Genomic DNA, 25918 nt, shown 5'->3' with positions numbered 1-25918 from the left:
GCTCCGGCGTGGGAATGCCGTTCTTGACGCGCTGCGTCATCTGTTACCGAGCGGCATCAGCCGATCGTCATCAGGCTCGCATTGCCACCCGCCGCCGCGGTGTTGACGCTCAATGCCCGCTCGATCACCAGACGTTCCAGCGGCACGTTGGTTTCGCCGTGGGACAGGCCATTGACGCCTACGATGGCACCACTGCGTTGTGCGATCTGCTGGCAGACGGCACGTAGCTGGTCGGAGTCGCCGTGGTGCAGGACGGCGTCGAAGTTGACGTCGTCCTTGGCCCAGTCAGGTACCAGTTTGATGCGCGCCTGAACGTCCTTCGGCAGGCGAGCGCGTAGTGACTTGCTGATGTCGGTCTCCGGCCACACGGCAGAGCTGCCGACCGCCAGTACGGCCGCCAGTTGAATCAGCAGGTCGTTCTCGTCGTCAGCCAGGCAAAGCACGTGCTCACGCGGCAGGATCGCGTAGCTGTTGCGTTCGCCGGTCGGGCCAGCCAACTGGCGAGTGATGCCGCTTTGCGATTGCTCGGCGTATTGACTGCACAGGGTATCCAGATCGCTTTGCTGGTTGCTGGCAGCCCAGGCTTTCAGTGCCTGCAACGGCTTGCCGAAGACTTCACGCAGACGGGTATCCGGTGCAGACAGCGCGTCGCTACGGATGAACGATTTCTCGATAGCATCCTGCGGGCGCGTCGACAGCAGGCGATACAGGTACAACGGGCCGCCTGCTTTGGGACCGGTGCCGGACAGACCTTCGCCGCCGAATGGCTGAACACCCACCACTGCGCCGACGATGTTGCGGTTGACATAGACGTTGCCGGCATTGACGTTGTCGATGACCTTGGCAATGGTTTCGTCGATACGGGTGTGCACGCCCAGGGTCAGGCCATAACCGGAGGCGTTGATCTGATCGATCAGCAGGCCAAGCTCTTTGCGCTTGTAGCGCACCACGTGCAGCACCGGACCGAAGATTTCACGTTGCAGCTCATCGAAGCTTTCCAGCTCGATCAGGGTCGGCATCACATAAGTGCCGCGCTTGAGTTCGGCGCTGTCGGCGATGGCCACCTGGTAAACCGTGCGGCCCTTGTCGCGCATGGCCTGGATGTGTTTTTCGATACCTGCCTTGGCCTCTGCGTCGATGACCGGGCCGATGTCCACGGACAGGCGCTCCGGATTACCGAGGCGGTTCTCGGCCATCGCGCCCTTGAGCATTTCAATGACGCGGTCGGCAGAGTCTTCCTGCAGGCACAGCACGCGCAGTGCCGAGCAGCGTTGACCGGCGCTGTCGAATGCCGAAGACACCACGTCGATCACCACCTGTTCGGTCAGCGCCGAAGAGTCGACAATCATTGCGTTCTGGCCACCGGTTTCGGCGATCAGCGGAATGGGGCGACCCTGCGAGTCGAGGCGACCTGCCACGTTGCGCTGCAGCAGGCGGGCGACCTCGGTCGAGCCGGTGAACATGACACCTTTGACGCGTTCGTCGCCGACCAGCCCGGCGCCTACGGTTTCGCCACGACCGGGCAGCAATTGCACCACGCCTTCCGGGATGCCCGCTTCAAGCAGCAGACGTACGGCCTGCGCGGCGATCAGTGGTGTCTGCTCGGCAGGTTTGGCCAGCACCGGGTTACCTGCGGCCAATGCAGCCGCCACCTGACCACTGAAAATCGCCAGCGGGAAGTTCCACGGGCTGATACAGACCACCGGCCCCAGCGGACGGTGACCGTCGTTGGTGAAGTCGTTGCGCGCCTGCACGGCGTAGTAACGCAGGAAGTCCACGGCTTCGCGCACTTCGGCGATGGCGTTGGCGAAGGTCTTGCCCGCTTCACGGACCAACAGGCCCATCAACGGCTGGATTTCAGCCTCCATCAAGTCAGCGGCACGCTCCAGAATCGCGGCGCGCTCGACAGGCGGAGTGGCCTGCCAGATAGGACCGGCGCTCAAGGCGCACTGGATGGCGTTATCGACATCTTGCAGGGACGCTTCCTGCACATGACCGACCACGTCACGCAGATCCGATGGATTCAATGCAGCACTCAACGTGCCTGCGCTGGCCGGACAGCCCAGCATCGGGGCAGCTTTCCAGTCGTTGTGCGCGGTAGCCAGCAGGGCCGAAGACAGCGACGCCAGACGATGCTCGTTGGCCATGTCGATGCCGCTGGAATTGGCGCGTTCGGTTCCGTAGAGGTCTCGCGGCAGCGGAATGCGTGGATGCGGCAGGCCGAAACCGCCTTCCTGGGTGGCCATGCGTTCGATCTGGCTGACCGGATCGGCGACCAGTTCCTGTATGGAGATCGAGTGGTCGGCAATCCGGTTGACAAACGACGTATTGGCGCCGTTTTCCAGCAGACGACGCACCAGATAGGCCAGCAGTGTTTCATGAGTGCCAACCGGGGCGTACACGCGGCAAGGACGATTCAGTTTGCCGTCGGCGACTTTGCCTACAACCTGTTCATACAACGGCTCGCCCATGCCGTGAAGGCACTGGAACTCATACTGGCCGGGGTAATAATTCTGACCGGCGATCTGGTAGATGGCCGCCAGGGTATGGGCGTTGTGCGTGGCGAATTGCGGATAGATGACTTCCGGTGCCGCGAGCAGCTTGCGCGCGCAGGCGATGTAGGACACGTCGGTGTACACCTTGCGCGTGTACACCGGATAGCCTTCCAGCCCTTCGACCTGGGCGCGCTTGATCTCGCTGTCCCAGTAAGCGCCCTTGACCAGACGGATCATCAGGCGATGGCGGCTGCGGCGCGCCAGATCGATCACGTAATCGATCACATAAGGGCAGCGCTTCTGGTATGCCTGAATCACGAAACCGATACCGTTCCAACCGGTGAGCTGTGGTTCGAAACACAGGCGCTCGAGCAGATCCAGCGACAGCTCCAGGCGATCGGCTTCTTCGGCGTCGATGTTCAGGCCGATGTCGTATTGCTTGGCCAGCAGGGTCAGCGACAGCAGGCGCGGGTACAGCTCATCCATCACCCGCTCGTACTGGGCGCGGCTATAGCGTGGATGCAGTGCCGACAGCTTGATGGAAATCCCCGGACCTTCGTAGATGCCGCGGCCGTGGGAGGCTTTGCCGATGGAGTGGATGGCTTGCTCGTAGGACGCGAGGTACTTCTGCGCGTCATGTTCGGTCAGCGCCGCTTCACCCAGCATGTCGTAGGAATAGCGGAAGCCCTTGGCTTCGAAGCGGCTGGCATTGGCGAGGGCTTCACCGATGGTTTCGCCGGTCACGAACTGCTCGCCCATCAGGCGCATGGCCATGTCGACGCCCTTGCGGATCATCGGTTCGCCACTTTTGCCGATAATGCGGCTCAACGAGGACGTGAGGCCCGCCTCATTGTGAGTGGCAACCAGCCTGCCGGTGAGCAGCAGGCCCCAGGTGGCGGCGTTGACGAACAGCGATGGGCTGTTGCCCAGGTGCGGCTGCCAGTTGCCGTTGCTGATCTTGTCGCGAATCAACGCATCGCGGGTGCCCTTGTCGGGAATACGCAGCAGTGCTTCGGCCAGGCACATCAGCGCAACGCCCTCCTGAGAGGACAGTGAAAACTCCTGCAACAGGCCTTGAACGATGCCCGCGCGACCGCCAGCGCTTTTCTGGTTACGTAGTTTTTCCGCGATCGACGCGGCCATCTTGTTGGTGGCTTCGGCAACCGGGGCGCTCAGGCGGGCCTGCTCGAGCAGCATCGGCACCACTTCCTGCTCGGGGCGGCGGTAGGCGGAGGTGATGGCCGCTCGTAATACAGACTGCGGCTGGATGCTTTCGGCAAAATCCAGAAAGCATTGCAGCCCGGCATCTTCTGCCAGCTCACCGCGGTCTTCGTTGTCCTTTGCGCCGGCGGCACTGTTGAGTTCCAACAGGGTTGCACCACTCTCGAGCTTTTCCAGGTAATTGAAAATCGCCTGCTTGATCAACCAGTGCGGCGTGCGGTCGATGGAGTGGGCTGCGGCTTTCAATCGCTCGCGGGTAGGGTCGTCAAGTTTGACGCCAAGAGTGGTGGTGGCCATGTGTTGTCCTCTTTATAGCCACGCAGAAGTGGCATCGGCTTTGGCGCAGATTAGCGTCGGGACGGGGTGAGGTGCAACCGGGTGCAACCCGATTTGGAGAATATTTTGTGATGTGCCCGGCGAGCGGCTCATAAAAACAGCGCTATGCGCAATGCTGGTGCGCGATTTTTTGTAAATAGTATTTAAAACGCCCTAAAATGGCGCGTAAATGCACCTGCATCAGGTTTTTTGTAACAGGTGCAACTTGCGCGATGAAATGGGTTGCACCTTGTTTGGTTTGTTTAATAGGATTCGTTCCCGCGGTGCAACCGCCAGTCATTGATTGCCGATCCTTGCGGAGCGATCAGTCAACGCGGTGTCGGGTGCAAAAGCAGGGATGTGCCGAATATCGGTCGCTATTCCCTTTGGCATCGGGTGCCAACATAAAAACAATGCCAAGGCAGAACTCATGAGTGTCAGCAACCCTACCTTGATCACGTTCGTGATCTATATAGCGGCAATGGTATTGATCGGCCTGATGGCCTATCGCTCTACCAACAACCTTTCGGATTACATCCTCGGCGGACGCAGCCTGGGCAGCGTGGTGACCGCTCTTTCAGCGGGTGCCTCTGACATGAGCGGCTGGCTGTTGATGGGGTTGCCCGGTGCCATCTATATGTCCGGCCTGTCGGAAAGCTGGATCGCCATCGGTCTTATCATCGGCGCCTACCTGAACTGGCTGTTCGTGGCCGGCCGTCTGCGTGTGCAGACAGAGCACAATGGAGACGCACTGACCCTGCCGGATTACTTCAGCAGCCGTTTCGAAGACAACAGTGGCCTGCTGCGCATCATCTCGGCCATCGTGATTCTGGTGTTTTTCACCATCTATTGCGCCTCGGGCATCGTTGCGGGGGCGCGTCTGTTTGAAAGCACCTTCGGCATGTCCTACGAAACCGCCTTGTGGGCCGGTGCTGCGGCGACCATTGCTTACACTTTCGTCGGTGGTTTCCTCGCAGTGAGCTGGACAGACACCGTGCAGGCCACGCTGATGATTTTCGCGCTGATCCTCACGCCGATCATCGTCCTGCTGGCAACGGGCGGCGTCGACACCACCTTTCTGGCGATTGAAGCGAAAGATCCGACCAGCTTCGACATGTTCAAGAACACGACTTTCATCGGCATCATTTCCCTGCTCGGCTGGGGCCTGGGTTATTTCGGTCAGCCACACATCCTGGCGCGCTTCATGGCGGCCGACTCGGTCAAGTCGATTGCCAGCGCCCGACGCATCTCCATGGCCTGGATGATCCTGTGCCTGGGCGGCACCGTGGCGGTCGGGTTCTTCGGCATTGCCTATTTCTCGGCGCATCCGGATGTTGCCGGGCCGGTGACTGAAAACCCGGAGCGGGTGTTCATCGAGCTGGCCAAGCTGCTGTTCAACCCCTGGATTGCCGGTGTGCTGCTATCGGCCATTCTGGCTGCGGTCATGAGTACGCTGAGCTGCCAGTTGCTGGTGTGCTCCAGTGCGTTGACCGAGGACTTCTACAAGGCTTATCTGCGCAAGGGTGCTTCGCAGATCGAGCTGGTCTGGGTCGGTCGGGCAATGGTGCTGCTGATCGCGATCATTGCCATTCTGCTGGCGGCCAATCCTGAAAACCGCGTGCTGGGCCTGGTGAGTTACGCCTGGGCCGGTTTCGGCGCAGCCTTCGGCCCTGTGGTGCTGATTTCGGTGCTGTGGAAGGGCATGACTCGTAACGGCGCACTTGCCGGAGTCATTGTTGGTGCGGCCACCGTGGTGCTCTGGAAGCAATTCAGTACGATGGGGCTGTATGAAATCATCCCCGGGTTCATTTTCGCCAGCCTCGCCATCGTGGTGTTCAGCCTGATCGGCAAGCCTGCTTCTGCGTCCATGCAGACCCGTTTCCTGGCAGCCGAGCAGGACTTCAAAGCCAATCGCTGACAGTGTCTGACTGAAACAGAAACGGCCCGTTCTTCTTCGTGAAGCGCGGGCCGTTTTGTATGTGGGCTTAAGGCGCGTGCCGCTCAGCTCTGGTTGTGATCGATATCCAGGTTGTAGAACGTCGCCTTGCCGCCCTCCGAGGTGTACCCGGTGTTGTCCTGGGTATACACCCCCGCCTTGAAGTACAGAGGCTTGTCCCGCCAGGTCTCACTGATGCGCGTGCTCCAGTCCTGATCCTTGGCGCTGACCGACAGTTTGCCGCCCTTGCTCAGGTGAATGACGTAATTGAATGTCTCATTCAGCTTCACACCTTCTACGATGGTGTAAACCTTGCTTTCATCGTCGTCATAGCGATTGCGGACTTTTGCAACGATATCGCCAGTTTTGGTGTCTTCCTTGTATTGAAACTCGACTTTCAGGAGCGGCTCCGTGCTCTCGTATGCGTGTATTTGTCCGATGACAACCTTGCCAGTGGAAGGTACTTGGTCGACTTCCAGTTTGGCATTCAGATAGTTGTCGGCATCCGGGTATACCCAATTATGCAACGAGCCATCGGACCACGTTTCTCGAAGTTCGCTGCGGGCATATTTTGCGTTCTCGGTTTTACTTCCGGTGACGGGCGACCAGAACACAATGGAGTCGGTTTTTGATTTGAAATATTTACCGTCATAGCCTTTTACTAACTGAGCGGTTTCGATGGTCTTGGGGGGCGACCCCACAGGGATGCTGAGATTCCACGATCCAAGATCTACCATTTTGTCTCCGTCCGTAAATGTCTTTATATCGCTCATAGAAAAAGCCTCTGGCGCGAGACTTCAGGCGGGTTTTATACGGCTCGTAGGACAATTTGTTAATAAAAAAATGTCGAACGGATGGCGTCAAAGTGCTGTCACTTCTTCTGCAGGGCAGAGTCTGTAAGGGGTGTAGCGAATGACCGTTAGTCGGGTAGATCGAACTTTGACAGTAGGGAACAGGCGCCTTGCTTCTGCTTTTGGCGAGACGAGGCTAGAGTTATTCCAAAGTATGACGGTCGTCCTGAGTCTCAGGCGTCATGCCCACATAGAGAAGCAGCATGGAACGCGTGCCAACCCAGCCAGATGATGGCTCTTCAGTTTTACTCGTTGTAGACGATTACCCGGAAAATCTGGTGACGATGTGTGCTGTTCTGCAAAGAACGGACTGGCACATTGTGACTGCAAGTTCCGGAATCGAAGCATTGACCGTATTGCTCGAGCAGGAAGTCGACCTGGTTTTGCTGGATGTGCAAATGCCGGGCATGGACGGCTTCGAGGTCGCGCGACTGATGCGCGGCAGTCAGCGTACCCGCCTTACGCCGATTATTTTTCTCACCGCCAATGAGCAGACTCAGGATGCGGTGCAGAAGGGTTATGCGAATGGTGCGACGGATTATCTGTTCAAACCGTTCGACCCGAACGTGCTCAAGCCCAAGGTACAGACTTTGCTTGAACAGCAGCGCAATCGCCGTGCGCTGCAACAGCTGTCGCTGGAACTGGAATCGGCTCGTGCGTTCAATGCATCGGTGCTGGCCAATGTCGCCGAAGGCATTCTGGTCGTTGACGAAGCAGGCACCATCAGCTTTGCCAATCCGGCCATCTGTCAGTTGTTGAACACCTCCGTCGATCAGCTTCGCGGCACTCAGGTGCTGGACTACATCATCGAGCCGAAGGAGGGGCACTGGCTGGACTCGGGCTTTTATCAGCACTATCGCAAGTCCGATACCTATCGGGTGCATGACGCCATTCTGCGCACTGCGCAAGGCACACAACTGCCCGTGGCGTTGTCCTGCGCGGCGCTGCCTGCCGAACAGAAGGCAATGGTACTGACGGTTCTCGATATGTCGGTGGTCCGTGATCTTTATCAGCAGCTTGAAAAACAGGCCGTCACCGATGCGTTGACTGGCCTGCTCAATCGCCGCGGGCTTTATCAGGCAGTTGAAAGCATGCTGTTGCGTAACGAGCGGGCTGATAAATACCTGGTCGTGCTGTTCATGGATCTGGATGGCTTCAAGCAGATCAATGATGCGCTTGGCCATGAAGCAGGGGATCAGGTACTGCTCTGGGTCGCCGAGCAGTTCAAGGACAGCATGCGCCCCTATGATGTGCTGGCGCGCATCGGCGGCGACGAATTCACTGTGGTGATCGACGGGCTCGATTACCCCGAGCAGGCGGCCAAGATCGCCGAAAAGCTCATCGAGCGGGTATCCGGAAGACGTCAGGTCGACGGTGTCGAGATCACGCTGGGTGCCAGTGTCGGCATTGCAACCTTCCCGGACTGCGGCTCGAATCTGGACGGTCTGCTGCGCGCGGCAGATATTGCCATGTACGAGGCCAAGCGTGCCGGGCGGCAGCAATACCGGTTCTATGATCAGAACATGAACGGGCGCGCCCGCTCGCGACTGATGCTTGAGGAAAGCGTGCGCACGGCCATCGATGGCCGGGATTTTTCAGTGGTTTACCAGCCTCAGATTCACATGGCGGATGGTCGCCTGCGTGGTTTCGAGGCATTGCTGCGCTGGCAGCATCCTGCGGTCGGAGAGGTCCCGCCTGCGCTGTTCATTCCGCTGCTGGAAGAGACCAGGCTGATCAATCGGCTCGGCGGCTGGATCTTTGATCAGGGCGCCGAGCAGCGTCAGGCATGGAGCCGTATCTTTGCGCCCGACATGGTACTGAGTGTCTGCGTCAGCCCCACGCAATTCTGTCTGCCCAATCTGGCTTCGGAATTGAAGCGCGCCATGGATCGCTTCGAGTTGAAACCGGGGCAGATCGAAGTGGAAATCACTGAAACCGCTCTGGTGAATAACCTCACGCACAGCCATAAACAGCTGAAGTTGTTGCATGACGTCGGTGTGCGCATTGCGCTCGACGACTTTGGTACGGGCGAATGCTCGCTGTCGCATTTGCGCAATCTTCAGCTCGACACTTTGAAGCTGGACAGGCGTTTTGTGGCCAGCATCGCAGGATCAAAGCGCGAAGCGGCAATGGCCAGCAGTATCATCGACCTGAGCCGCAACCTCGATATGCTGGTCATCGCCGAAGGCGTCGAGACGGCTGAGCAATATCAATGGCTGGCCGACAACGGTTGTCAGGTCATTCAGGGCTTTTTGATCGCTCACCCGATGGGCCCGGAAGAGGCGTTGCGCTTTCCCGGGCACTTTGACGTGGCAGGCTTGAGGCAGAAGAGATTGTTGTAGAATGGCGTTTTTCGATCTCATGCAAAGGCCCCATGACTGCATCCAGCCATGCTCCGCTCAAATACCTGCAGGCCTATCCGCAGGCCCTGCAGGACCAGGTGCAGCAGTTGATTGCCGACGATCGCCTGGCGGATTACCTGCAGCAGCGCTACCCCGCGCGGCATCAGATTCAGAGCGACAAGGCCCTCTACGCCTATGCGCTGGCGCTCAAGCAGGATCACCTGCGCAACGCGCCAGCCATCAAGAAGGTTCTGTTCGATAATCGCCTTGACCTGACTCATCGCGCACTGGGCCTGCACACCAAGATATCCAGAGTGCAGGGTGGCAAGCTCAAGGCCAGCAACGAGATTCGCGTAGCAGCGCTGTTCAAGGAAGCGCCGCCGGAGTTTCTGAAAATGATCGTGGTGCACGAGCTGGCCCACTTTCGTGAGTCGGACCATAACAAGGCGTTCTACCAGTTGTGTGAACACATGTTGCCTGGTTATCACCAGCTGGAGTTCGATTTGCGCGTGTACCTGACGTACCGCGATCTGCAGGCCGCACATGCGCCATGCTGAACCAGGCACTGAAAAAGGATTCGACGATGCAGGTCAGCAAGACCAAAAGCAGTTTCTATCGCCGCCTGTACGTGGCGTATCTGATCGATTCACGGGTCGCCAGCAGTGTCCCTGAGCTGATGACGGCAACCGGCATGCCTCGTCGTACCGCTCAGGACACCATCAGTGCGCTTGCCGATCTGGACATTGTGTGCGACTTCGAGCAGCTCGAAGGTGGCCGCAATCACGCCGGCAGCTACCGGATCCGTGACTGGGGCGCCGTTGACAAGGGCTGGATTGCCGACAATCTGCCACGCATCAAGGCTGTGCTGGAGTATCCCTGAGCGGTTTTCAGTCCAGATCGCGACGCATGCCGATATGCGGGATGTCGTCTTCCAGGTAGATCTCGCCCACCGGATTGAAGCCATAGCGGCTGTAATAGCCCTGCAAATGGGCCTGGGCCGATAGGTAGATGGGCTGGTCGGGCCATTTGCGTTCGGCGTTTTCCAGGGCCTGCTCCATCAGTTCATGGCCGATACCCCGACTGCGAATCGACGGCGCGGTCACCACCCGGCCGATGGTCACGTCGCCGCCTTGCTGGATGGGGTCGAGCAAACGCAGGTAGGCGACCAGCTTGTCTTCCTGCCAGGCCATCAGGTGGCAGGTGTCGCCCGTCAGGTCCTGTCCGTCGACGTCCAGATACACGCATTGCTGCTCGACCACAAACACCTCGGCACGCAGTTGCAGCACGGCATAGAGCTGCTGGATGCTCAGCTCGGTGTGATGTTTGCAGATCCATTTGATAGACATGTTGCAGACTCGCAGGGAAACCAGAAGCGAAGTCTAAACGTATCCGGCGACATTCCCAATAAACGCCGTCAACGATATGAATGCTACGTCGGGTGAGCATGTTGCTCCCCCGGCTTGTCTACTGCCTGCTTCAGGTCTTCAATTAAAAACGGCAGGTGCTCTAGGCTCTGTACGAAAAGTGGAACAGGCTCGCCTGACCTTCGCTCGCCGAGTTTTCGTACAGAGCCTAACGCGCGAGCGTTTTCCTGCCGATAGGATTAAATCGGGCACGCCGCCCCTTTCAGGAACCTGAGCATGTCGCAGTTGCTTCGAGCGGTGGGGTTGCTGGTCTTCATGCTGATGGCGCCCGCCAATGCAGCTGAAAAGTTGCGTCTTGTCGCTGACCCCTGGCCGCCTTTTACCGACGCGCTGCTGCTCAACGGCGGGTTGGCAACCGACATCGTCAATACGGCGCTGCGCCGTGCCGGGTACACCACACTGTATGAGCAAGTGCCTTGGGCGCGGGCGATGCTCGGCTTGAGCCAGGGGCGTCATGATGTGCTGATCAATGCCTGGTTCAGCGAGGAGCGCACGAAAATTGGCCAGTTTTCTGCGGAGTACCTGCTCAATCGGGTGCGTTTCATCAAGCGCAAGGAGTCGCCCATTGGCACCCTGACCCATGAGCAATTGCACAAGTACATGATCGCGGTGGTGCGCGGTTACGCTTATGCTCCTGCGTTTGACGACGACACCGAGTTGCAGAAAGTCCCTGTGCAAAACTTCTCCACCGCCATACGCATGCTTGCTGCCGAGCGTGTCGACCTGACCCTGGAAGACGAATACGTCGCTCGCTACAACCTGGCGATGGAACCGGACGAGGTGCGTGACCGGGTCGAGTTTCTACCGGGTTCGTTAAGCGATAACAGCCTGCATATTCTGGTCAGTCTGAAAAATCCGCATCACGAAAAGATCGTCGCTGACTTCGATCGCGAAATTGCCGCCATGAAAGCGGACGGCACCTACGATGAATTGCTCAGACTGCATGGGTTGCAGCAGTCTCCGGAGCTTTGATCAGGTGCGCGGCGAGGGTGCGCAGCGGCGCCAGTTGGCGGCAGATCAGTGCCAGTTGGGCCTGCACCAGCCGCTGGCTCTCGTCCATGTCCTCGGGCAGTTGCTCCAGTTGCGCGGCCAGCCCTTCCTCGACATCGCTCTGTACCGCAACCGGCCTCTTCTCGGCCAGCCCTGCGGCGATTTCGTCGATGCTGGCGGCCAGCGTGGCGCCGACGTTATCGATCAGGTGTTCGCGGACATCGCTCGGCAACTGCGTATCACGGTGCGCGCCGAGACCTGAAAGGTAGCTGAGCAGCGTGTGCGACAGCACCAGAAAGCGGAAGCCGACGTCGGCCTCCTTGCGGAAGTGGCCGGGCTCCATGAGCATATTCGCCAGCGTGGTCGACAGCGCCGCGTCGGCGTTGTGGGCATTGCGCCGCGCCAGTCGGTAGGCCAGGTCGTCACTCTTGCCCTTGGCATACTGTTGCATGATCTGCCGCAGGTAGATGCTGTTGCAGGTCAGGGTATTGGCCAGCACCTTGTTCAGGCGCCGCCCCTGCCAGTCCGGCAGAAACAGGAACACTGCGAGGCCGGCGATAAGGCTGCCCAGCAGGGTATCGAACAGCCGGGGCAGGAACAGGCCGTAACCGTCGCCGACCTGATTGAAGCAGAACAGCACCATCACTGTGATGGCGGCGGTCGACAGGGTGTAGCGCGTTGTCCGGTTGACGAAGAACACCACCCCGGCCAGCACCGCACACATCGATTGCAGAATCGGACTGGTAACCAGATCGAACAGCACCCAGCCGACAGTCAGGCCAATCGCGGTGCCGATGATCCGTTGGCCGAGCTTGAGCCGGGTGGCGCCGTAGCTGGGCTGGCAGACGAACACCGTGGTGAGGATGATCCAGTAGCCCTGTGACGGGTGAATCAGGTGCACCATCGCGTAACCGATGGTTAATGCCAGCGGCAGGCGCAGGGCGTGACGAAACAGCAGCGAGGTCGGGGTCATCTGCAGGCGCAGGCGTGTCCAGACATCCTTGAGGTTGCGCGGCGAGCGGTCCAGCAGGCTGCTGTCGGTGGCATCGGCTACGGCGTCCGGGTTGCTGGCGTCGCTGATCAGACGATCCAGGGTGCCGAGGTTGGCAGCCAGCGCGCGCAGCGAACGCAGCAGGCCGCGCCAGGCAGGGTTGCTCTGGATGCGCAGATGCTCAAGGGATGCGTGCAGGTCTTCCATGGCTTCGGCGAAGCTGGGGTCATACACGAACGGCTGCCGCAGCTGGATGGATTCTGACAGCGCCTGGCAGGCAACGCCCTGTTGACGCAGCAGGCGCTGACAGCGGAACAGCACGTCGCTGTGGAAAAACGCATCGGCCAGTGAGTTGTAGGGGTAATGCGACGAGCTGGCGCGCTCGTGGATGTCCTGAGCGATGAAGTACAGCTTCAGGTAGCGGCTGACTTTGGAGCCGGGCCGGCCGCTGCCGACGCGGTGCAGGATGATTTCCTTGGTGGAGTTCAGCGCAGCAACCACTTTGCCGTTCTGCTGCGCCAGTTCCAGACGACGTGCCTCCACGTTGAGCGTGCGAATCGGTTCAAACAGGGTCGACTTGAGTTTCAGGTACTGGCCCAGCTCACGAAACAGTCGCGCCAGCGCCTGTTGCACCGGCTGGTTGGAAAACAGCATCTGCCACAGCACTGACAGCAGTCCGTACCAGGCCGCGCCCGCCACCAGCAGCATCGGTTCATGCCAGAAGTCCAGCACTTCACCGCCACGTTGATCGACGCCGATCATGGTGTAGACCGAAAGGATCAACGTGCCGTAGGCGATTGCGCCATACCGCTCACCCAGCGCGCCCAGCATGGTCAGGCAGAAGCTGGCCAGCGCCAGCGAGCAGACAAACAGGATGGGGTAGGGGAAGAGCAATTCGACGGCGAGGGCGGCGATGCTGAAACACACCAGGGTCACGGCCAGGGCATTGAGTCGGCCCTGCCAGCTGTCGTCAGTCTCGGCCAGGGCGCAGGCAATAATCCCCAGAAACAGCGGGATCAGTAATGCCATTTCGTTTTGATACCAGCACAGCGCCATGCTGCCGGTCAGTGCGATAAAGACTCGAACGCTATAGCTGAATTTATCCAGCGCCCACAATCGACGGAATGTATGACGGAGAGATTTCGATGCCATGGGTTAGCTTGACGGCCCTGTTCGCAATTGATCGATCGTGCAGGAGGATATGTACAGACCAAATGACTGGCTGTACATCCGCCTCGCAAAATTTATACCGGTTTGTCGTGTCGTGATGTTGCGTATCAGCGACTACGTCACACGTAGTGTGCGGCAGCATAGGCCGACGCCCAGGCCCACTGAAAGTTGAAACCGCCCAGATGACCGCTCACGTCCAGCACTTCGCCCACAAAATAAAGACCGGGGGATTTCAGCGATTCCATGGTCTTGGACGACACTTCGCGGGTGTCTATACCGCCCAGCGTCACTTCGGCCGTGCGATAACCCTCGGTGCCCGCCGGCACCACCTGCCAGCTCGCCAGCTTTTCGGCGATATCGGCCAGCTCGGCGTGGGTGTACTGCTTCATCGGTTTGGAAACGAACCAGTGTTCGGCGATCAGGTTGGCCATCTTCTTGGTGAAAATCTCGCCCAGCAGGGTTTTCAGCTCACTGTTGGGGCGCTCGGCCTGCTGCTGGTTGAGCCAGGCGGGCACGTCGTGATCGGGCAGCAGGTTGATTTCCACCGTGTCACCGGGCTGCCAGAACGAGGAAATCTGCAGGATCGCCGGGCCACTGAGGCCGCGGTGGGTGAACAGGATGTTTTCGCGGAAGCTGGTGTCGTTGCAGCTCACCAGACAATCCACCGAGGTGCCTGACAACTCGGTGCACAGCTCCTTGAGCTGATCGGTGATGGTGAACGGCACCAGCCCGGCGCGGGTCGGCAGCAGCGTGTGGCCGAACTGCTTGCCAATCTGATAGCCAAAACCTGTAGCGCCCAGCGTCGGAATCGACAGCCCGCCCGTGGCAATCACCAGCGACTGGCAGTTCAGGGGGCCCAGCGTGGTCTGCAGGCTGTAGCCGGCGTCGGTCTTTTCGATCTGCTGCACGGAGGTGTCCATGTGCAGGCTGACACCGGCCTCGCGGCACTCTTCCAGAAGCATTTCCAGAATGTCGCTGGACTTGTTGTCGCAAAACAGCTGGCCGAGCTTCTTCTCGTGATAAGGCACGCCATGCTTGGCGACCATCGCGATGAAATCCCATTGGGTGTAGCGGGCCAGGGCCGATTTGCAGAAATGCGGGTTCTGCGACAGGAAGTTGGCCGGCTCGGTGTACATATTGGTGAAGTTGCACCGCCCGCCACCGGACATCAGGATCTTCTTGCCGGGTTTGTTGGCGTGGTCGATCAACATCACCTTGCGCCCGCGAGCGGCAGCGGTGAACGCACACATCAGACCGGCAGCGCCGGCGCCAATGATTACAACGTCAGTAACGGGCACAGCGTGGTTCCTCGATCTTCAGGTCACGATCGTTCCCATGCTCCGCGCCAAGCTATGCACAAGCCTGTTTTTGATTCTGGCCGAAGGCCGTGGGAGCGAACTTGTTCGCGAAAGGGCCGGTATGTTCTCCGAAGATTTATCGTCTGAACTACCATCTTCGCGAACAAGTTCGCTCCTACGCCCTGCGGGCAGAAGCCTGAAAACCGTGTTTTCAGGACCTTCAAGGCCTGTATATGACGCTCGGCGCGGCGTGTAGGGACTACCAGGGTCAACGATAAACTTTACAAAATCCGCACGCGCAGCGACTTGCCCTTGATCTTGCCGTTGTTCAAGCGCTCCAGGGCCTGTTTGGCCATGCTGCGCTCGACGGCAACGTAGGCCTGGAAGTCGAAAATCGCGATCTTGCCGACCTGAGTGCCCGGAATGCCTGCCTCGCCGGTCAGTGCGCCGAGGATATCGCCCGGACGCAGCTTGTCCTTGCGGCCCGAACCGATGCACAGGGTGGTCATGGCGGGCAGCAGCTTGCCGCCTTCCTTGATGCTCAGTCTGTCGTATTGCTGCCAGTTCAACGGCGCTTTCTGCAACTCTTCGATGGCACGCGCGCGTTGGCTTTCCGACGGAGCCACCAGGCTGACCGCGATGCCTTTCTCGCCTGCGCGACCGGTACGGCCGACGCGGTGAATGTGGATTTCCGAATCACGCGCCAGCTCGACGTTGATCACCATGTCCAGCGCGTCGATGTCCAGACCGCGCGCGGCCACGTCAGTGGCGACCAGTACCGAGGTGCTGCGGTTGGCAAACATCGCCAGTACCTGATCACGGTCACGCTGTTCGAGATCGCCATGCAGGCCGACGGCAGACATGCCCTTGGCGGTCAGGTGATCGACCACTTCCTGCACCTGCTGCTTGGTGAAGCAGAACGCCACGCAGGACGTCGGACGGAAATGGCCGAGTACCTTGACCACTGCTTCCAGGCGCTGCTCCGGAGAGATCTCGTAGAAAATCTGCTCGATCTGGCTGTCGGCGTGCAGTGCTTCGACTTTCACGGTCTGTGGATCACGCATGAATTTCGAGGACAACTGCTTGATACCGACCGGGTAGGTCGCCGAGAACAGCAGCGTCTGGCGGCGCTGCGGGGTCTGCTCGATGATGTCGGCGATGGCGTCGTAAAAACCCATGTCCAGCATGCGGTCGGCTTCATCGAGAATCAGCGTGTTCAGGCCGTCCAGGACCAGCGAGCCCTTGCGCAAGTGCTGCTGTATGCGACCCGGAGTACCGACGATGATGTGCGCGCCATGTTCCAGCGAGCCGATCTGCGGGCCGAATGAAACGCCGCCACACAGGGTCAGGACCTTGATGTTGTCCTCGGAACGCGCCAGACGGCGAATTTCCTTGGCCACCTGATCCGCCAGTTCGCGGGTCGGGCACATGACCAATGCCTGGCAACCGAAGAAACGCGGGTTGATAGGGTTGAGCAGGCCGATGCCGAATGCAGCGGTCTTGCCGCTGCCGGTCTTGGCTTGCGCGATCAGGTCCATGCCCTTGAGGATCACCGGCAGGCTCTGCGCCTGAATCGGTGTCATTTCGGCATAACCAAGCGACTCCAGGTTAGCCAGCATGGCAGCAGACAGGGGCAGAGAATTGAAAGCGGTGTTAGTCACGACGGTGAACCTGCAAAACAAAAATGTCGCGTAGTGTATCACCCGCCAGTCAGACCTGGCACCGCGATAAAGGTCGTGGGAGCGAGCTTGCTCGCGAAGGGGTCCGTACAACCCCCGAAGGTGGGTCGTGAGCAATGCGGGTCGCCGCCCCGGTCACTCCCACAGGATCCAGCAATCAGCGCGGAGCATGGGCGCGATAGCCAGACAAAAAAATCCCCGCTGGAGGGCGGGGTTGAGGTTCGAGCGTGGCAGCTCGCAAAGGTGTACAGCAAGGCCCGTCCGGGAACGGGCCTGCAGGGCTTACAGCAGGATTGTGCGGATGTCCGCCAGCAATTCGCTCAAGCGCTTGGTGAAGCGGGCAGCAGCTGCGCCGTTGATCACGCGGTGATCGTAGGACAGCGACAGCGGCAGCATCAGTTTCGGCTGGAAGGCTTTACCGTCCCAGACGGGCTGGATGGTTGCCTTGGAAACACCGAGGATCGCCACTTCCGGCGCGTTGACGATCGGCGTGAAGCCGGTGCCGCCAATGTGGCCAAGGCTGGAGATGGTGAAGCACGCGCCCTGCATGTCGTTCGCAGTCAGTTTCTTGTTGCGCGCCTTTTCCGCCAGTGCGGCGGCTTCGGCAGCCAGTTGCAACAGGCTCTTCTGGTCGACGTCGCGGATGACCGGGACCAGCAGGCCGTCCGGGGTGTCCACGGCAAAGCCGATGTGCACGTACTTCTTGCGAATCACGGCCTTGCCGCTAGGTGCCAGCGAAGCGTTGAAGTCCGGCAGCTCCTTGAGCAGGTGGGCGCAGGATTTGAGCAGCAGTGGCAGAACGGTCAGCTTGACGCCAGCTTTCTCGGCAGCGCCTTTCTGCGCCACACGGAAAGCTTCCAGGTCGGTAATGTCGGCCTGGTCGAATTGCGTGACGTGCGGGATGTTCAGCCAGCTGCGGTGCAGACCGGAAGCGCCGAGTTGCATCAGACGCGTCATCGGCACTTCTTCGATCTCGCCGAAACGGCTGAAATCGACTTCCGGAATTGGCGGGATGCCCGAGCCGCCGCTTGCGCCGCCAGCTGGCGCTTCCTTGGCCTTCTGCATCATGGTTTTGACGTAAGCCTGAACGTCTTCTTTCAGCACACGGCCGTGCGGGCCGGTGGAACTGACCGCGCTCAGCTCGACGCCGAATTCGCGGGCCAGCTGACGAACGGCCGGGCCTGCATGAACCTTGGCGCCGTCTTTGGCCGGAGCCGCTGGAGCAGCCGGCGCAGGTGCCGCCTCTGCCTTGGGAGCAGGGGCGGCAGGAGTCGCGGCTTCAGCCTTGGCAGGGGCCGCAGCGGGTGCGCTGGCGGCAGGCGCGGCACCTTCGACTTTCAGTTTCAGGATCAGGTCGCCGGTACCGACTTCCTGGTCCAGTTTGACTTCGATGCTCTCGACAACGCCTGCGGCCGGAGAAGGGATCTCCATGCTGGCCTTGTCGGATTCCAGGGTAATCAGCGACTGATCGGCCTGGATGCTGTCACCGACCTTGACCATCAGTTCGATGATCTTGGCCTTTCCCGACGAACCGATGTCCGGCACGTGGATGTCCTGAACGCTGGCGCTGGCTGCCGGAGCAGGCGCAGCGGCTGCGGGTGCGGCTTCAGCCGGCTTTTCGGCGGCGGCCGGGGCCGCAGCAGGTTCGGCAGCAGGTGCCGGGGCCGCAGCCGCTTCGCCTTCCACTTCCAGTTCGAACAGCTCGTCGCCTTCTTTCAGGCGGTCGCCCAGCTTGACCTTCATGGTCTTGATGACGCCAGCCTTGGGGGCAGGGATTTCCATGCTCGCCTTGTCCGACTCAAGCGTCAGAATGCTCTGGTCGGCCTCGATGCGATCACCGACCTTGACCATCAATTCAATGACTTCGCCTTCACCGTTGCCGATGTCGGGTACACGAATTAACTCACTCACTATGTCTCTCCTTAGGAGAACCTGTTCACTCACGAATACGCTGGTTCAGTTACAACGAAACAGCGTTGGATGCTCATTTACGGCAAGTAAATTCCGCATCCTCGGCTGTTCACGCTCTGATCAGCGCTCTTGAAGCAGACTCTTAGCAGTCCAGTGGATTGCGTTTTTCAGGATCGATGCCGAACTTGGCGATGGCTTCAGCCACGACCTTGGGTTCGATATCGCCACGATCAGCCAAGGCTTCCAGGGCCGCCAGCACCACGAAGTGACGATCGACTTCAAAGAAGTGACGCAGCTTCTTGCGGCTGTCGCTACGGCCGAAACCGTCGGTGCCCAGGACTTTGTATTCCTTGGTTGGAACCCACTGACGAATCTGATCAGCGAACAGCTTCATGTAATCCGTCGATGCGATGACCGGACCTTTGCGGCCGTTGAGGCACTCCTCGACATAGCTCAGCTGCGGCTTCTGGCCAGGGTGCAGGCGGTTGTTGCGCTCTGCAGCCAGACCGTCGCGACGCAGCTCGTTGAAGCTGGTGACACTCCAGACGTCGGCGCCGATATTGAACTCGTCACGGAGAATCTTCGCCGCTTCGCGAACTTCACGCAGGATGGTGCCCGAGCCCAGCAACTGGACGTGGTGCGCCGCTTCCTTGGTGTCTTCTTCGAGCAGGTACATGCCCTTGACGATGCCTTCTTCCACACCGGCCGGCATGGCTGGCTGGGTGTAGGACTCGTTCATCACGGTCAGGTAGTAGAAAACGTCCTGCTGCTCTTCGAACATCCGGCGCATGCCGTCCTGGATGATCACTGCCAGTTCGTAACCGTAAGTCGGGTCGAAGGTGCGGCAGTTCGGGATGGTCGATGCCAGGATGTGGCTGTGACCGTCTTCGTGCTGCAGGCCTTCGCCGTTCAGCGTGGTACGGCCGGCGGTGCCACCGATCAGGAAGCCACGGGTGCGGCTGTCGCCAGCGGCCCATGCCAGGTCGCCGATGCGCTGGAAACCGAACATCGAGTAGAAGATGTAGAACGGAATCATCGGCTGGTTGTGGCTGGAGTACGAAGTACCGGCAGCGATGAAGGAGGACATGGCGCCCGCTTCGTTGATGCCTTCTTCGAGGATCTGGCCTTTCTTGTCTTCGCGATAGAACATCACTTGTTCTTTATCGACTGGCTCGTAGAGCTGGCCGACCGACGAGTAGATGCCCAGCTGGCGGAACATGCCTTCCATACCGAAGGTACGCGCTTCGTCCGGGATGATCGGCACGATGCGCTGACCGACCTCCTTGTCCTTGACCAACTGCGCCAGGATGCGCACGAAAGCCATGGTGGTGGAAATTTCACGGTCGCCCGAACCGTCAAGGATGGCCTTGAGGGTGTCGAGTGGCGGCGTCGGCAGGTTGAAGCTCTGCGCGCGACGCTGAGGCACGAAGCCACCCAGCGCAGCACGACGCTCGCTCAGGTAACGGGCTTCGGCGCTGCCTTCTTCCGGCTTGTAGAACGGCAGGGCTTCGAGTTCGGAGTCCTTGACCGGGATGTCGAAACGGTCACGGAAGTGACGCAGGCTGTCGACATCGACCTTCTTGGTGTTGTGCGCAGTGTTTTTTGCTTCGCCTGCGCCGGTGCCATAACCCTTGATGGTCTTGGCCAGAACCACGGTCGGTTGACCCTTGTGGTTGACGGCTTCGTGGTAGGCCGCATAAACCTTGTACGGGTCGTGGCCGCCACGGTTGAGTTTCCAGATCTCGTCGTCGGACAGATCGGCAACCATCGCCTTGAGTTCAGGCGAGTTGAAGAAGTGCTCGCGGACGAACGCGCCGTCCTTGGCCTTGTAGTTCTGGTATTCGCCGTCGATGACTTCGTCCATGCGACGTTGCAGGATACCGTCGACGTCCTTGGCCAGCAGTGGGTCCCAGAAACGGCCCCAGATGACTTTGGTGACGTTCCATTGGGCGCCGCGGAACACGCCTTCGAGTTCCTGGATGATCTTGGCGTTGCCGCGAACCGGGCCGTCGAGGCGCTGCAGGTTGCAGTTGACGACGAAGATCAGGTTGTCGAGCTTCTCGCGACCGGCCAGGGCGATGGCGCCCAGCGATTCCGGCTCGTCGGTCTCGCCGTCACCCAGGAAGCACCAGACTTTCTGCTTGCCTTCCGGAATGTAACCGCGGTGCTCCAAGTACTTCATAAAGCGCGCCTGGTAGATCGCCTGGATCGGGCCAAGGCCCATCGATACAGTCGGGAACTGCCAGAAATCCTTCATCAGCCACGGGTGTGGATAAGAGGACAGGCCATTGCCGTCGACTTCCTGACGGAAGTTGTTCATCTGGTCTTCGGTAATGCGGCCTTCGAGGAACGCACGGGCATAGACGCCTGGCGATGCGTGACCCTGGAAGTAGATCAGGTCGCCGCCGTGTTCGTCGGTCGGGGCCTGGAAGAAATAGTTGAAGCCGATGTCGTACAGCGTGGCGCTGGAGGCGAAGCTGGAGATGTGGCCGCCCAGATCCGGGTCGTTCAGGTTGGTTTTGACGACCATGGCCAATGCGTTCCAGCGCACCAGCGAGCGAATGCGGCGTTCCATGAACAGGTCGCCAGGCATGCGTGCTTCGTGGGTGACAGGAATGGTGTTGCGATATGGCGTGGTGATGGCGTACGGCAGCTGCGAACCACTACGGGTGGCCAGCTCGCCCAAACGGGTCATCAGGTAGTGAGCGCGGTCTTCGCCTTCTTTGTCGAGAACCGATTCCAGGGCGTCCAGCCATTCCTGGGTTTCGACGGGATCGAGGTCTTGCATGGCTTGCTCCAGGGCGGAAAGGCTTCCAGAATCGGTTGCCTGAGTTTGCGACTGGCCTTGTGGGCAGACGACATAAATTCTTGGATTACCGGAGGGTGGGATCCGGCGGCGTGTAGTTTTACTACAAATCGACGACGATTTCAGCCCTCCGAGTATCGGACCCAGTAGTAAAACTACAGAGAAGCGTCTTAATCGCTCCTGTTGTCGTGTAGCTTAAAACGTTACTGTTGATCGCTATTGAATATCTTGCAGGGAAAAAGCGGATTTTTATGCTTCTAATTTGATTTTTCCAGCAATTTATAACCTTTGTTCGACAAGCGGTGCTGGCAGACGCGTCTCGCCATAACGACGGACGGGCGTCTGCACGCCGATCAAGGATAGACCATGAGCCTGCCTTTACTGGCCGAATTTCCGGCCATTCTGCTGCCATCGATTACCCGCGCTCGCCAGATGTTTCAGGCCGCGCTCACTGTCCTGTCCGAGGACGCGCAGGCCTCATTCAAGGCCTGGCCCGAGGCGCGGCAGGCAGCATTCGACCGGGTCTGCGCTGCCAGTGATTTTGTAACCGAACAAGTCTGCCGTGATCCGCAGATGCTCCTGCAGCTGGCCGATTCGGGCGAGCTGGAGCGTAGCTTCTCTGCCGGCCAATTGCGCGGGCAGATTGCCGACGCGCTGTCGAGCGCTGCCAGCGATGATGAATTGGGGCGTAATCTACGTCGACAGCGCGCACGCCAGCAAGTACGGATTATCTGGCGCGACCTGACCCGTCAGGCAAACCTGATCGAAACCTGCCGTGACCTGTCGGACATGGCCGATGCGTCGATCGATCTGGCTTACCAGTGGTTGTACCCCCGGCACTGCCAGCAGTTCGGCACCCCGACCGGTCGTCATTCCGGGCAGCCGCAGCACATGGTCATTCTGGGCATGGGCAAGCTCGGTGCGGTCGAACTGAACCTGTCCTCGGACATTGACCTGATCTTCGGCTACCCGGAGGGCGGCGAGACCGTCGGCACCAAGCGTGCGCTGGACAATCAGGAGTTCTTCATTCGTCTGGGCCAGCGGCTGATCAAGGCGCTCGACCCGGTGACCGTCGACGGATTCGTATTCCGGGTCGACATGCGTCTGCGCCCCTACGGTTCGTCCGGCGCCCTGGTGCTCAGCTTCAATGCGCTGGAACAGTATTACCAGGACCAGGGCCGGGATTGGGAACGTTACGCGATGATCAAGGCGCGCGTGGTCGGGGGCGATCAGGCTGCCGGTGCCGAATTGCTGGCGATGCTGCGTCCGTTCGTGTACCGCCGCTATCTGGATTTCTCGGCCATCGAAGCGCTGCGCACCATGAAGCAGCTCATTCAGCAGGAAGTGAAGCGCAAGGGCATGGCGGAAAACATCAAGCTGGGTGCCGGCGGCATTCGTGAGGTGGAGTTCATCGCCCAGGCCTTTCAACTGATTCACGGCGGCCGCGACCTGAGTCTGCAACAGCGGCCGTTGTTCAAGGTGCTGAAAACCCTTGAGGGGCAGGGCTATCTGCCCTCGGCGGTGACCGAAGAGCTGCGCGAGGGCTACGAGTTTCTGCGTTATACCGAGCACGCCATTCAGGCGATTGCCGACCGTCAGACGCAGATGCTCCCGGACAACGAACAGGATCAGGCGCGCGTTGCGCTGATCATGGGCTTCGCTGACTGGGCTGCCTTTCACGAACGGCTGATGCACTGGCGTGGCCGTGTGGCCTGGCACTTCCGCCAGGTCATTGCGGACCCGGACGCCGACCCGGATGATGAGCAGGAAGAAGATGGTGAAGTGGTGGTGGGAGGCGAATGGCTGCCGTTGTGGGAAGAGTCCCAGGACGAAGAGGCCGCAGGTCGCCAACTGTTGCAGGCCGGCTTTGTTGACGCCGAGAAGGCGCTGAAAAATCTGGCCAGCCTGCGCAGCAGCCCCAACCTGCGTTCGATGCAGCGTCTGAGCCGTGAGCGGCTGGACGCGTTCATCCCCCGTCTGCTGGCTCAGGCGGTGGAACATGAGAAGCCCGACCTGGTACTCGAGCGCGTGCTGCCCCTGGTAGAAGCGGTCGCCCGGCGCTCGGCGTACCTGGTGCTGCTCACGGAAAACCCCGACGCGCTGCGACAGCTGCTGACCCTGTGCGCCGCGAGCCCGTGGATTGCCGAGCAGATCGCGCGTTTCCCGTTGTTGCTCGATGAGTTGCTCAATGAGGGACGCCTGTTCAATCCGCCGCTGGCCCCGGAACTGGCGGCCGAGCTGCGCGAGCGGCTGATTCGTATCCCCGAGGACGACCTTGAGCAGCAGATGGAAGCCTTGCGGCATTTCAAGCTGGCGCACAGTCTGCGCGTTGCGGCCTCCGAGATATCCGGCAGCCTGCCGTTGATGAAAGTCAGTGATTACCTGACCTGGCTGGCCGAGGCGATTCTCGATCAGGTGCTCGCGCTGGCCTGGCGCTACAGCGTGGCCCGGCACGGTACGCCTTTACGTCCGGACGGCACGTTGTGCGATCCGGGTTTCGTGATCGTCGGCTACGGCAAGGTCGGCGGCATCGAGCTGGGGCATGGCTCCGATCTGGATCTGGTGTTCATTCATGATGGCGATCTGGAGGCCGAGACCGACGGTGCCAAACCCATCGACACCGCGCAGTTCTTCACCCGGCTGGGGCAGCGGGTGATCCATTTGCTGACCACGCAAACCAACTCCGGTCAGCTGTATGACGTCGACATGCGCCTGCGGCCTTCGGGGGCATCCGGCCTGCTGGTCAGCTCTGTGGGGGCTTTCGCCCGTTATCAGGCCAATGAAGCCTGGACCTGGGAGCATCAGGCGCTGGTTCGTGCGCGGGTCATGACCGGCAGCCGGGATGTGGGCGAGCAATTCGAGAAAGTCCGTGCCGATGTGCTGGGGCGCGAACGTGATCTGGACAAGCTGCGCGCCGAAGTCAGCGAAATGCGCGCCAAGATGCGTGACAACCTCGGTACCCGCGTGACAGCGGCCGGCAGGGCGGCCAATGCCTTCGAGGCGGCGGTGCCATTCGACCTCAAGCAGGACGCCGGAGGTATCGTCGATATCGAATTTATGGTGCAATACGCCGCCTTGGCGTGGTCCAGAGAGCATCCTGCGCTGCTGCAATACACCGACAACATCCGGATTCTCGAAGGGCTTGAAGAAGCCGGACTGCTACCGGATACGGATGCCGGCCTGTTGCGCGAAGCCTATAAGGCGTATCGCTCGGCGGCACATCGCCAGGCCTTGCAGAAGCAGGCGGGCGTGGTCAGCGGCGATCAGTTTCACGCTCAGCGGCGTGAGGTGATGCGGATCTGGACGCAGATGGGGTTGAGCTGAGCCTCACGGCACGCCACATTCCACTGCAACACTCTATAAAGCTATGACAGGGAGGCGACAGGTTGTGTGGGAATGTCACGCAGTCTGATCGGCCTCCCTGATCGTTTCTGGTCGTTTTTGGATAGAACATGAAAATTCTGATCGTTGGGCCTAGCTGGGTCGGTGACATGGTGATGGCACAAACGCTGTTCCAGTGTCTGAAACAGCGTCATCCCGAGTGCGAAATCGACGTGCTGGCCCCTGAATGGAGCCGTCCGATACTGGAGCGCATGCCGGAGGTTCGCGCTGCGCTGAGTTTTCCGCTGGGGCACGGTGCCCTGGAACTGGCGACCCGTCGCCGGATCGGCAAGTCTCTGGCCGGCCAATACGATCAGGCTATCCTGCTGCCCAATTCGCTGAAATCCGCACTGGTGCCGTTTTTCGCCGGCATTCCGAAACGTACCGGCTGGCGCGGCGAGTTTCGCTACGGCCTGCTCAACGACGTGCGGACCCTCGACAAGCAGCGCTACCCGCTGATGATCGAACGTTTCATGGCCCTGGCCTTCGACAAGGGCACCGAGTTGCCGCGTCCTTACCCGCGGCCGAGCCTGCGTATCGACCCGACCACGCGTGATGCCGCACTGAGCAAATTCGGTCTGACCCTGGATCGCCCGGTATTGGCGCTATGCCCCGGCGCGGAGTTCGGTGAGTCCAAGCGCTGGCCCGCCGAGCATTACGCACAGGTCGCCGACGCGAGCATTCGCGAAGGCTGGCAGGTCTGGCTGTTTGGCTCGAAAAAAGATCACCCGGTCGGTGAGAGCATTCGTCAGGAGCTTATTCCCGGCCTGCGCGAGGAGTCCGTCAACCTCAGTGGCGAGACCTCGCTGGCCGAAGCCATTGACCTGCTGTCGTGCGCCGATGCCGTGGTGTCAAACGATTCCGGCCTGATGCACGTGGCCGCAGCGCTGAACCGTCCGCTGGTGGCTGTCTACGGTTCGACCTCGCCGGGCTTCACGCCGCCGCTGGCCGACGCAGTCGAGGTGGTGCGTCTGGGCATCGAGTGCAGCCCGTGCTTTGAGCGCACCTGCCGTTTCGGCCATTACAACTGCATGCGTCTGCTTGAGCCGGACGCCGTGACTCAGGCGCTGAGCCGCCTGAGTAGCACGCCGGTGGAGGTTGCCTGATT

Annotated in this window: 15 protein-coding genes; 7 read left to right on the top strand and 8 right to left on the bottom strand. The window is 60.1% G+C overall.

What is annotated here, in order from left to right; genetic code table 11:
* Nucleotides 1–56: 56 nt before the first annotated feature.
* Complete coding sequence (gene putA / locus BT119_RS05530) at nt 57–4013, bottom strand: trifunctional transcriptional regulator/proline dehydrogenase/L-glutamate gamma-semialdehyde dehydrogenase (protein ID WP_072365046.1); 3957 nt, start codon at nt 4011–4013, stop codon at nt 57–59.
* Nucleotides 4014–4461: 448 nt separating this feature from the next.
* Between putA and putP the strand changes: the two genes are divergently transcribed.
* The gene (gene putP, locus BT119_RS05525; RefSeq protein ID WP_003366196.1) at nt 4462–5949 is read left to right on the top strand and encodes a sodium/proline symporter PutP; all 1488 of its coding nucleotides are present in this window, start codon (nt 4462–4464) and stop codon (nt 5947–5949) included.
* A gap of 83 nt (nt 5950–6032) precedes the next feature.
* On the opposite strand, the gene BT119_RS05520 is transcribed toward putP, so the two are convergent.
* Entirely contained in the window at nt 6033–6704 is a 672-nt protein-coding gene (locus BT119_RS05520) for a polysaccharide lyase family 7 protein (RefSeq protein ID WP_003366199.1), read from the bottom strand.
* A gap of 317 nt (nt 6705–7021) precedes the next feature.
* Here BT119_RS05520 and BT119_RS05515 point away from each other — a divergent pair, with 317 nt between their 5' ends.
* The 3 genes from BT119_RS05515 to BT119_RS05505 are packed head-to-tail and all read left to right on the top strand — an operon-like array spanning nt 7022 to nt 10040.
* The gene (locus BT119_RS05515) at nt 7022–9160 is read left to right on the top strand and encodes a putative bifunctional diguanylate cyclase/phosphodiesterase (RefSeq protein WP_003366201.1); all 2139 of its coding nucleotides are present in this window, start codon (nt 7022–7024) and stop codon (nt 9158–9160) included.
* Between the two features lie 32 nt (nt 9161–9192).
* On the top strand, nt 9193–9717 hold the full coding sequence (locus BT119_RS05510; RefSeq protein WP_003366203.1) for a M48 metallopeptidase family protein: 525 nt from the start codon (nt 9193–9195) through the stop codon (nt 9715–9717).
* Nucleotides 9718–9743: 26 nt separating this feature from the next.
* The gene (locus BT119_RS05505; protein ID WP_003432017.1) at nt 9744–10040 is read left to right on the top strand and encodes a winged helix-turn-helix domain-containing protein; all 297 of its coding nucleotides are present in this window, start codon (nt 9744–9746) and stop codon (nt 10038–10040) included.
* A 7-nt stretch (nt 10041–10047) separates the two neighbouring features.
* On the opposite strand, the gene BT119_RS05500 is transcribed toward BT119_RS05505, so the two are convergent.
* Nucleotides 10048–10506, bottom strand: coding sequence for a GNAT family N-acetyltransferase (locus tag BT119_RS05500; protein ID WP_003366207.1), 459 nt, complete (start codon nt 10504–10506; stop codon nt 10048–10050).
* A 294-nt stretch (nt 10507–10800) separates the two neighbouring features.
* Here BT119_RS05500 and BT119_RS05495 point away from each other — a divergent pair, with 294 nt between their 5' ends.
* The gene (locus tag BT119_RS05495) at nt 10801–11556 is read left to right on the top strand and encodes a substrate-binding periplasmic protein (RefSeq protein ID WP_003432013.1); all 756 of its coding nucleotides are present in this window, start codon (nt 10801–10803) and stop codon (nt 11554–11556) included.
* Here the strand turns inward: BT119_RS05495 and yccS are convergent.
* The 5 genes from yccS to aceE form a co-directional block, all read right to left on the bottom strand.
* On the bottom strand, nt 11519–13717 hold the full coding sequence (gene yccS, locus BT119_RS05490; RefSeq protein ID WP_032609246.1) for a YccS family putative transporter: 2199 nt from the start codon (nt 13715–13717) through the stop codon (nt 11519–11521). The two genes, BT119_RS05495 and yccS, sit on opposite strands and share 38 nt — an antisense overlap.
* A gap of 137 nt (nt 13718–13854) precedes the next feature.
* Nucleotides 13855–15033 carry a BaiN/RdsA family NAD(P)/FAD-dependent oxidoreductase gene (locus tag BT119_RS05485; protein WP_072365044.1) on the bottom strand — a complete coding sequence of 393 codons (1179 nt, stop codon included), beginning with the start codon at nt 15031–15033 and terminating at the stop codon, nt 13855–13857.
* A gap of 281 nt (nt 15034–15314) precedes the next feature.
* A complete protein-coding gene (gene dbpA, locus BT119_RS05480; RefSeq protein ID WP_003432003.1) occupies nt 15315–16694 on the bottom strand; it encodes an ATP-dependent RNA helicase DbpA in 1380 nt (459 codons plus the stop codon).
* Nucleotides 16695–16994: 300 nt separating this feature from the next.
* Complete coding sequence (gene aceF, locus BT119_RS05475) at nt 16995–18623, bottom strand: dihydrolipoyllysine-residue acetyltransferase (RefSeq protein WP_072365042.1); 1629 nt, start codon at nt 18621–18623, stop codon at nt 16995–16997.
* Between the two features lie 142 nt (nt 18624–18765).
* Nucleotides 18766–21411, bottom strand: a complete 2646-nt coding sequence (aceE, locus tag BT119_RS05470; RefSeq protein WP_003431997.1) for a pyruvate dehydrogenase (acetyl-transferring), homodimeric type — start codon at nt 21409–21411, stop codon at nt 18766–18768.
* Between the two features lie 384 nt (nt 21412–21795).
* Here aceE and glnE point away from each other — a divergent pair, with 384 nt between their 5' ends.
* Together glnE and waaF are read left to right on the top strand one after the other, a co-directional pair.
* The gene (glnE, locus tag BT119_RS05465; protein ID WP_003431994.1) at nt 21796–24753 is read left to right on the top strand and encodes a bifunctional [glutamate--ammonia ligase]-adenylyl-L-tyrosine phosphorylase/[glutamate--ammonia-ligase] adenylyltransferase; all 2958 of its coding nucleotides are present in this window, start codon (nt 21796–21798) and stop codon (nt 24751–24753) included.
* A gap of 128 nt (nt 24754–24881) precedes the next feature.
* A complete protein-coding gene (gene waaF / locus BT119_RS05460; RefSeq protein WP_003366215.1) occupies nt 24882–25916 on the top strand; it encodes a lipopolysaccharide heptosyltransferase II in 1035 nt (344 codons plus the stop codon).
* Nucleotides 25917–25918 lie beyond the last annotated feature (2 nt).

It is taken from the genome of Pseudomonas sp. NFACC10-1, from assembly GCF_900119195.1.
Classification (GTDB): domain Bacteria; phylum Pseudomonadota; class Gammaproteobacteria; order Pseudomonadales; family Pseudomonadaceae; genus Aquipseudomonas; species Aquipseudomonas cerasi.
This window is presented reverse-complemented; position numbering and strand designations above follow the sequence as displayed.

Excerpts from the sequence above, each read along its gene's own strand:
- BT119_RS05505 (WP_003432017.1), top strand. The coding sequence starts at position 9,744 with ATGCAGGTCAGCAAGACCAAAAGCAGTTTCTATCGCCGCCTGTACGTG.
- glnE (WP_003431994.1), top strand. The coding sequence starts at position 21,796 with ATGAGCCTGCCTTTACTGGCCGAATTTCCGGCCATTCTGCTGCCATCG.
- BT119_RS05515 (WP_003366201.1), top strand. The coding sequence starts at position 7,022 with ATGGAACGCGTGCCAACCCAGCCAGATGATGGCTCTTCAGTTTTACTC.
- putP (WP_003366196.1), top strand. The coding sequence starts at position 4,462 with ATGAGTGTCAGCAACCCTACCTTGATCACGTTCGTGATCTATATAGCG.
- aceE (WP_003431997.1), bottom strand. The coding sequence starts at position 21,411 with ATGCAAGACCTCGATCCCGTCGAAACCCAGGAATGGCTGGACGCCCTG.
- BT119_RS05510 (WP_003366203.1), top strand. The coding sequence starts at position 9,193 with ATGACTGCATCCAGCCATGCTCCGCTCAAATACCTGCAGGCCTATCCG.
- putA (WP_072365046.1), bottom strand. The coding sequence starts at position 4,013 with ATGGCCACCACCACTCTTGGCGTCAAACTTGACGACCCTACCCGCGAG.
- waaF (WP_003366215.1), top strand. The coding sequence starts at position 24,882 with ATGAAAATTCTGATCGTTGGGCCTAGCTGGGTCGGTGACATGGTGATG.
- BT119_RS05500 (WP_003366207.1), bottom strand. The coding sequence starts at position 10,506 with ATGTCTATCAAATGGATCTGCAAACATCACACCGAGCTGAGCATCCAG.
- BT119_RS05495 (WP_003432013.1), top strand. The coding sequence starts at position 10,801 with ATGTCGCAGTTGCTTCGAGCGGTGGGGTTGCTGGTCTTCATGCTGATG.
- BT119_RS05520 (WP_003366199.1), bottom strand. The coding sequence starts at position 6,704 with ATGGTAGATCTTGGATCGTGGAATCTCAGCATCCCTGTGGGGTCGCCC.
- yccS (WP_032609246.1), bottom strand. The coding sequence starts at position 13,717 with ATGGCATCGAAATCTCTCCGTCATACATTCCGTCGATTGTGGGCGCTG.